The organism is Variovorax sp. 05T418 (assembly GCF_056396385.1).
On record NZ_JBFTLJ010000019.1, the window covers coordinates 84,165 to 91,344 of the forward strand.

Below are 7,180 nucleotides of genomic sequence, written 5' to 3' on the forward strand. Positions count from 1 at the left end.
GTGCGCCGCGGGCCATTTCTTCTTCTTCATTGCACTGAAACAAGGATTCGATCATGGGCTTTTCCCAAGGCATCAGCGGCCTGTCCGCAGCCGCCGCCAACCTGGACGTCATCGGCAACAACATCGCCAATTCGGGCACGGTCGGCTTCAAGTCGGGCGCGGCAACCTTCCAGGACGTGTATGCGGGCTCGCGCGTCGGCCTGGGCGTGGCGGTGTCGGGCATCGTGCAGAACTTCACGCAGGGCTCGGTGCAGACCAGCAGCCGGCCGCTGGACGTGGCGATCCTCAACGGCGACGGCTTCTTCCGCCTCAGCAGCCCGAGCGGCGAGGTGATGTATTCGCGCAATGGCCAGTTCACGCGCGACAAGGACGGCTTCATCGTCAACGCCGCGGGCCTGCGCCTGACGGGCTACGGCGTCTCCGCCACCGGCGGCCTGGACGGCGGCACGCCGGGCCCGCTGCAGGTCCAGACCACGGCCATGAGCCCGAAGGCGACCACCGCCATCAACGCCACCTTCAACCTGGACGCGCGCGGCACGGTGCCCACCAAGACGCCGTTCTCTGCCACCGATTCGGCCACCTTCAACTATTCGAACGCGCTCGGCCCGGTGTTCGATTCGCTCGGCAATCCGCACGAGCTCGGCGTCTTCTTCGTGAAGACCGGCGCCAATGCCTGGGACGTGTACGGCGCGGCCGACGGCAGCGCGCTCAATGGCGGCGCGCCGATCTCGACGATGAGCTTCGACGGCAACGGCAACCTGCTCACGCCGGCCGGCGGCAAGCTGACGCTGCCCGCCATGAACTTCGGCAACGGCTCGGTGGCGCTCAACGCCACGGTCGACCTCTCGGGCACCACGCAGTTCGGCAACGTCAACGAGATCAAGACGCTCAAGCAGGACGGCTACACCTCCGGCACGCTGACCTCGTTCTCGATCAACCCCGACGGCACCATCACCGGCAAGTTCTCCAACGAACAGACCACGCTGATGGGCCAGGTGGTGCTGACCTCTTTCGCCAACCCCAACGGCCTGGAACCGATGGGCGAGAACGTCTGGGGCGAAACGCTGGCCTCGGGCCAGCCGCTCACCGGCACGCCGGGCGCGGGCACCAAGCAGGGCTCGCTCGCCTCGGGCGCGCTGGAGGCATCGAACGTTGACCTGACCTCCGAGCTCGTCAACCTGATCGTCGCGCAGCGCAGCTACCAGGCCAATGCGCAGACGGTGAAGACGCAGGATCAGGTCGTCCAGACCCTGATCAACATCCGCTGAGCCGCCCATGGACCGCATGCTGTATGTCGCGATGAGCGGCGCCAAGCAGGCCATGGAGCAGCAGGCCTCCGTGGCCAACAACATGGCGAACGCCTCCACGCCCGGGTTCCGCGCGCAGATCAACAGCTTTCGCGCGGTGCCGGTGACCGATGGCGCCGAGGCGACGACGCGCGCCTACGTGGTTGCCACCACGCCGGGCGCCGACTTCAGCCACGGTCCGCTCACGGAAACCGGCCGCGCGCTCGACATCGCCATTCACGGCGACGGCTGGCTCGCGGTGCAGACGCCCGATGGCGGCGAGGCCTACACCCGCGTGGGCAACCTGCAGGTGAACGCCGAGGGCCAGCTCACCACCATGGGCTCGCTGCCTGTGGCCGGCGATGCCGGCGCACTGACGGTGCCGCCCGGCTCCACTGTCGCGATCGCGGCCAACGGCCTGGTCACCGCACGCGGTGCCGGCGACCCGGCCATCGGCATTGCCGAGGTGGGCCGGCTGAAGCTGGTCAACCCGCCCGTGGCCGACCTGGTGCGCGGCGCCGACGGCCTCTTTCGCATGCGCGAGGGCCTCGCGCCGGCCGAGCCCGATGCGGCCGTGACCGTGACCACCGGCGCGGTCGAGGGCAGCAACGTCAACGGCGTGGAGGCCATGGTGGCCATGATCGCCAACGCCCGCAGCTTCGAGATGCAGATGAAGTCGATGCACAGCGCGGACGAGAACGCGCAGTCGGCCAACAAGCTGCTGGCGTACGGCTGAGCCCGCGCCCCACCACCCATTTCCCCAAGGATTTTTTGCCATGATGCGCTCGCTCTACATCGCCAAGACCGGCCTGGATGCCCAGCAGACCCAACTCGACGTGGTGTCGAACAACCTTGCCAACGTCGGCACCACGGGCTTCAAGCGAAGCCGCGCCGTGTTCGAGGACCTGATGTACCAGAACCTGCGCCAGGTCGGCGGCCAGACCTCGGACCAGACGCGGCTGCCTTCGGGCCTGCAGGTGGGCACCGGCGTGCACGTGGTCGCCACCGAGCGCATCCACTCGCAGGGCAACCTCACCAAGACCGACAAGCCGACCGACGTGGCCATCAACGGCGGCGGCTTCTTCCAGGTGCTGATGCCCGACGGCACCACCGCCTACACGCGCGACGGCTCGTTCCAGACCGACCGCGACGGCCAGCTCGTCACGGCCAGCGGCTTTCCGGTGCAGCCGGCCATCACGCTGCCCGCGAACGCCACCAGCCTGACCATCGGCCGCGACGGCATCGTGTCGATCACGCAGGCCGGGCAGACCAACACGGTGCAGGTCGGGCAGCTGCAGCTGGCCACCTTCCTGAACCCGGCCGGCCTGCAGAGCAAGGGCGAGAACCTCTATGCGGAAACCGATGCCTCCGGCGCGCCGAACCAGGTCAACCCCGGCGTCGACGGCGCGGGCATCCTGAGCCAGGGTTACGTGGAGGCTTCGAACGTCAACGTGGTGGAAGAGCTCGTGAACATGATCGCCACGCAGCGCGCCTACGAGATCAACAGCAAGGCGGTCCAGACCTCGGACCAGATGCTGCAGCGCCTGGCGCAGTTATGACCTCCCGCACCTTGCGCCTGGCGCCGTGGGTGGCGGTTGCCGTGCTGGCCTCGGGCTGCGCGCAGGTTCCGCGCGAGCCGCTGGTGCACCAGCCGATGACGGCGCGGGCGGACAACACGGCTTCTTCGATGCCGCGGCGTGCCAACGGCGCGATCTTCCAGGACGGTCCCGGCGGCAGCGCGCTGTTCGAGGACCGCCGGCCGCGCAACGTGGGCGACATCCTGACCGTCGTCATCAGCGAGCGCGTCAACGCGAGCAAGAACTCGGGCGCGTCGGCAAGCCGCACGGGCAGCCTGGCGGCCGACTTCGCCGGCATTCCGAAGCTGCTGGGCTCGCTGCTCGACGGGCAGGACGCCAAGCTGTCGGGCGGCAACAAGCTCGACGCCAAGGGCGGCGCCAACGCCAACAACACCTTCAACGGCGTGATCACGGTCACGGTGGTGGACGTGATGCGCAACGGCAACCTGCTGGTGAGCGGCGAGAAGCAGATGGGCATCAACCAGGGCACCGAATACATCCGGTTCTCGGGCGTGGTGAACCCGCGCACGGTCTCGGGCAACAACACCGTGCCCTCGACGCTGGTGGCCGATGCGCGCATCGAGTACACGGCCAAGGGCTACATCGACGAGGCGCAGCACATGGGATGGATGCAGCGCTTCTTCTTGAACGTCATGCCGTTTTGATGACTCACCCCCAAATCATGAATTTCTTCTGCAATGTGCGTTCGTTGATCGGCTTTGCGGCGCTGTGCGCCATCACCCTGTGTTCACCGGCGCAGGCCGAGCGGCTGAAGGAGCTCGCGAGCATCCAGGGCGTGCGCGACAACCCGCTGATCGGCTACGGCCTCATGGTCGGGCTCGACGGCACGGGCGACCAGACGATGCAGACACCGTTCACCACGCAGAGCCTCAACAACATGCTGCAGCAGCTGGGCATCACGATTCCGCAGGGCGTGAACATGCAGCTCAAGAACGTGGCGGCGGTGATGGTCACGGCCACGCTGCCTTCGTTCGCGCGGCCCGGCCAGAACATCGACGTGACGGTGTCCTCGATGGGCAATGCCAAGAGCCTGCGCGGCGGCACGCTGCTGATGACGCCGCTCAAGGGCGTCGACGGGCAGGTCTATGCGATCGCGCAGGGCAACATGGTGGTCGGCGGCGCGGGCGCGTCGGCCAACGGCAGCAAGGCGCAGGTCAACCAGCTCAGCTCGGGCCGCATTCCGGCCGGCGCACTGGTGGAGCGCAGCGTCGAGGCGCCGGTGGGCGGCGAAGGCAGCTTCACGCTCGAGCTCAACCGCTCCGACTTCGGCACCGTGCAGCTGGCGGCCGAAGCCATCAACCGGCAGTTCGGCGCGGGCACGGCGCAGGCGCTCGACGCCCGGGTGATCCAGGTGCAGGCACCCGCGCCGCAGGAGCGCGTGGGCTTTCTCGCGCGGCTCGAGAGCCTCGAAGTGACGCCGACGCAGGCGGTCGCGCGCGTGGTGGTCAATGCGCGCACCGGCTCCGTGGTCATGAACCAGGCGGTGCGCGTGAACGACTGCGCGGTGGCGCACGGCAACCTCTCGGTGGTCATCAACACGGATCCGGTGGTGAGCCAGCCCAATGCATTTTCCGGCGGCTCCACGGTGGTCGGGCAGACCTCGCAGATCTCGATCAGCCAGGGCGGCGGCGCGCTGCAGATGGTGCGCGGCGGCGCCTCGCTGGCCGATGTGATCAAGGGCCTGAACAGCCTGGGCGCCAATCCGCAGGACCTGGTGTCGATCCTGCAGGCCATGAAGTCCGCCGGCGCGCTGCGCGCCGAGCTCGAGATCATCTGAGCATCGCCATGGCCATCACCGAAAGCAGAAGCGGCGCGCTGGACCAGCGCCTTGCACTCGACGTGCAGGGCGTCGATGCCTTGCGCTACACCGTGCGCAGCTCGCCCGAAGAGGGGCTGAAGCAGGTGTCGCGCCAGTTCGAGGCACTGTTCATGAACATGGTGCTCAAGAGCATGCGCGAGGCCACGCCTTCGAGCGGACTGCTGGAGAACCGCGACCAGAAGATCTACATGTCGATGCTCGACCAGCAGCTCGCGCAGAACCTCTCGGGGCGCGGCGTGGGCCTGGCCGAGGCCATGCTCGCGCAGCTCAGCCGCGCAGCGCCCTCGGGAGAAACAGACGGCGGCGGCAGCGAAGGCATCTCGCTCGCGCCCCGCGCGGGCATTCCGCTCACGCCGCAGTCGGGCATTCCGCTCGGTTCGTCGCCACTGCCATCGTCATTGCCATCCGCACCGGCAAGGCCATCGGCCGCATCGGTGGACCTGGGCATCTACCAGCGCAACAGCGACCGCTCGGCCGCGGGCGCCGTGGCCTCGCTGCAGGGCAATGTCGACAGCTTCGTGCAGCGCATGGGCGGCTCCGCGCAGGTGGCGAGCGAGGCGAGCGGCGTGCCCGCGCCGCTGATCCTCGCGCAGGCCGCACTCGAATCGGGCTGGGGCAAGCGCGAGATCCGGGCCGACGACGGCACCCAGAGCTTCAACCTGTTCGGCATCAAGGCCGACCGCAGCTGGAAGGGTCCGGTGGTGGAGACCACCACGACCGAATACGTGGACGGCGAGCCGCAGCGCGTGCGCGCGAAGTTCAGGGCCTACGCGTCCTACGACGAGGCCTTCACCGACTACGCCCGGTTCATCACGCGCAACCCGCGCTACGCCGGCGTGCTGGCCGCCGATACACCGGCCGAGGCCGCGCACGGCCTGCAGAAGGCCGGCTACGCCACCGATCCGCAATACGGGCAGAAGCTCGTTCGCATCATGCAGAAGTTCAGCTGAAGGAATCCATATGGCAGAGATCATGACCCCCCCACAACACCGGGGCGCCGCGGCGCCTGCCACCTCGAGCCGGCTGGAGGTGGTGACCTTCACGCTGGGCCAGGAGGAATACGGCATCGACATCCAGAAGGTGCAGGAGCTGCGCGGCTACGACGCGGTGACGCGCATCGCGAACGCGCCGGAATACATCAAGGGCGTGGTGAACCTGCGCGGGATCATCGTCCCGATCATCGACATGCGCATCAAGTTCAGGCTGGGCACGCCCAGCTACGACCAGTTCACGGTGGTGATCGTGCTGAACATCGCAGGTCGCGTGGTGGGCATGGTGGTGGACAGCGTGTCGGACGTGATCACCTTGAGCGCGGAGCAGATCAAGCCGGCGCCGGAGATGGGCTCGGTGCTGGACACCGATTACCTGATCGGCCTGGGCACGCTGGACGAGCGGATGCTGATCCTGGTGGACATCGACCGGCTGATGTCCAGCGACGAGATGGGCCTGGTCGAGAAGATCGCCGCCTGAGACGGCGCGCACGGAGCAATCGACATGAAGAACCTCAAGATCGGCACGCGCCTGGGCATCGGTTTTGCGCTGGTGCTGGCGCTCATGGCCTGCATTGCGGGCATTGGCGTGTTCCGCCTGCAGGGCGTGGGCGACGCGGTGCAGGAGATGGTGCAGCGCTCGCTCGTGAAGGAGCGCCTGGCCGCGAACTGGCTGCTCAACACCAGCAGCAACAGCGTGCGCACTTTCGCGCTGGTCAAGAGCAACGATGCGGAAGTGCAGGACTACCTGCAAAAGCAGATGAGCAAGACCAGCGCCGGCATCTCCGAGACGCAGGCCAAGCTCGAGGCCATGCTGGATTCGCCCGAGGAGCAGGCGATCAGCGCCGGCATCAAGGAAAAGCGCAGCCAGTACGTGGGCCTGCGCAACACCATCCTCAAGCTCAAGGCCGAAGGCAAGCAGGAGGAGGCGGCAGCGATCACCAACGGCAAGCTGGTGCCGATGCTCGAGGTCTACGACGCGAGCATCCGCGGCATGCTGACGCACCAGGCCGAGCGCATCGACAAGGCCGCCGATGCGGTGGACAGCCTGAACCGCGCGGGCCGCATGAACGTGATCGTGCTGGCCATGGCTGCGCTGCTGCTCGGCGGCGTCCTGGCATGGCTGCTGACGCGCAGCATCACGCGGCCGCTGAACGAGGCGGTGCGCGTGGCGCAGACGGTGGCGGACGGCGACCTCACCAGCCGCATCGAATCATCGTCCCGCGACGAGACGGGCCAGCTGATGCTGGCATTGAAGAACATGAATGCGAGCCTGGCCACCGTGGTGAGCGGCGTGCGCCAGGGCACCGATGCGATCGCCACGGCTTCGGGCGAGATTGCCGCGGGCAACCAGGACCTTTCGTCGCGCACCGAGGAGCAGGCCAGCTCGCTGGAGCAGACCGCGGCCTCGATGGAAGAGCTGACCTCCACGGTCAAGCAGAACGCGGACAACGCGCGGCAGGCGAATCAGCTCGCGCTCTCGGCCTC

General features: G+C 67.7%; 8 protein-coding genes. All 8 read left to right on the plus strand.

Annotated elements, in window-relative coordinates:
* Positions 1-53: 53 nt before the first annotated feature.
* Positions 54-1,268, plus strand: coding sequence for a flagellar hook protein FlgE (gene flgE, locus AC1DMS_RS28080; protein ID WP_027730591.1), 1,215 nt, complete (start codon positions 54-56; stop codon positions 1,266-1,268).
* A 7-nt stretch (positions 1,269-1,275) separates the two neighbouring features.
* A complete protein-coding gene (locus AC1DMS_RS28085; RefSeq protein WP_062365633.1) occupies positions 1,276-2,022 on the plus strand; it encodes a flagellar basal body rod protein FlgF in 747 nt (248 codons plus the stop codon).
* A 40-nt stretch (positions 2,023-2,062) separates the two neighbouring features.
* Positions 2,063-2,845, plus strand: a complete 783-nt coding sequence (gene flgG, locus AC1DMS_RS28090) for a flagellar basal-body rod protein FlgG (protein ID WP_062365634.1) — start codon at positions 2,063-2,065, stop codon at positions 2,843-2,845.
* Positions 2,842-3,528 (plus strand): flagellar basal body L-ring protein FlgH, encoded by a 687-nt coding sequence (locus AC1DMS_RS28095; protein WP_062365635.1) that lies wholly within the window; start codon positions 2,842-2,844, stop codon positions 3,526-3,528. The genes flgG and AC1DMS_RS28095 overlap by 4 nt, the downstream gene beginning before the upstream one ends.
* A 17-nt stretch (positions 3,529-3,545) precedes the next feature.
* Positions 3,546-4,661 carry a flagellar basal body P-ring protein FlgI gene (locus AC1DMS_RS28100; protein ID WP_307595743.1) on the plus strand — a complete coding sequence of 372 codons (1,116 nt, stop codon included), beginning with the start codon at positions 3,546-3,548 and terminating at the stop codon, positions 4,659-4,661.
* A gap of 8 nt (positions 4,662-4,669) precedes the next feature.
* A complete protein-coding gene (flgJ, locus tag AC1DMS_RS28105; RefSeq protein WP_062365637.1) occupies positions 4,670-5,653 on the plus strand; it encodes a flagellar assembly peptidoglycan hydrolase FlgJ in 984 nt (327 codons plus the stop codon).
* Between the two features lie 22 nt (positions 5,654-5,675).
* A complete protein-coding gene (locus AC1DMS_RS28110) occupies positions 5,676-6,173 on the plus strand; it encodes a chemotaxis protein CheW (RefSeq protein WP_062366021.1) in 498 nt (165 codons plus the stop codon).
* A 24-nt stretch (positions 6,174-6,197) separates the two neighbouring features.
* Positions 6,198-7,180, plus strand: a 983-nt coding sequence (locus AC1DMS_RS28115; RefSeq protein WP_478182010.1) for an MCP four helix bundle domain-containing protein, incomplete at its 3' end; no start/stop codon positions are given.

Bases quoted from the DNA above. Each gene is read 5' to 3' on its own strand.
- AC1DMS_RS28100 (WP_307595743.1), top strand. From the start codon at position 3,546: ATGAATTTCTTCTGCAATGTGCGTTCGTTGATCGGCTTTGCGGCGCTG.
- flgE (WP_027730591.1), top strand. From the start codon at position 54: ATGGGCTTTTCCCAAGGCATCAGCGGCCTGTCCGCAGCCGCCGCCAAC.
- AC1DMS_RS28095 (WP_062365635.1), top strand. From the start codon at position 2,842: ATGACCTCCCGCACCTTGCGCCTGGCGCCGTGGGTGGCGGTTGCCGTG.
- flgJ (WP_062365637.1), top strand. From the start codon at position 4,670: ATGGCCATCACCGAAAGCAGAAGCGGCGCGCTGGACCAGCGCCTTGCA.
- flgG (WP_062365634.1), top strand. From the start codon at position 2,063: ATGATGCGCTCGCTCTACATCGCCAAGACCGGCCTGGATGCCCAGCAG.
- AC1DMS_RS28085 (WP_062365633.1), top strand. From the start codon at position 1,276: ATGGACCGCATGCTGTATGTCGCGATGAGCGGCGCCAAGCAGGCCATG.
- AC1DMS_RS28110 (WP_062366021.1), top strand. From the start codon at position 5,676: ATGACCCCCCCACAACACCGGGGCGCCGCGGCGCCTGCCACCTCGAGC.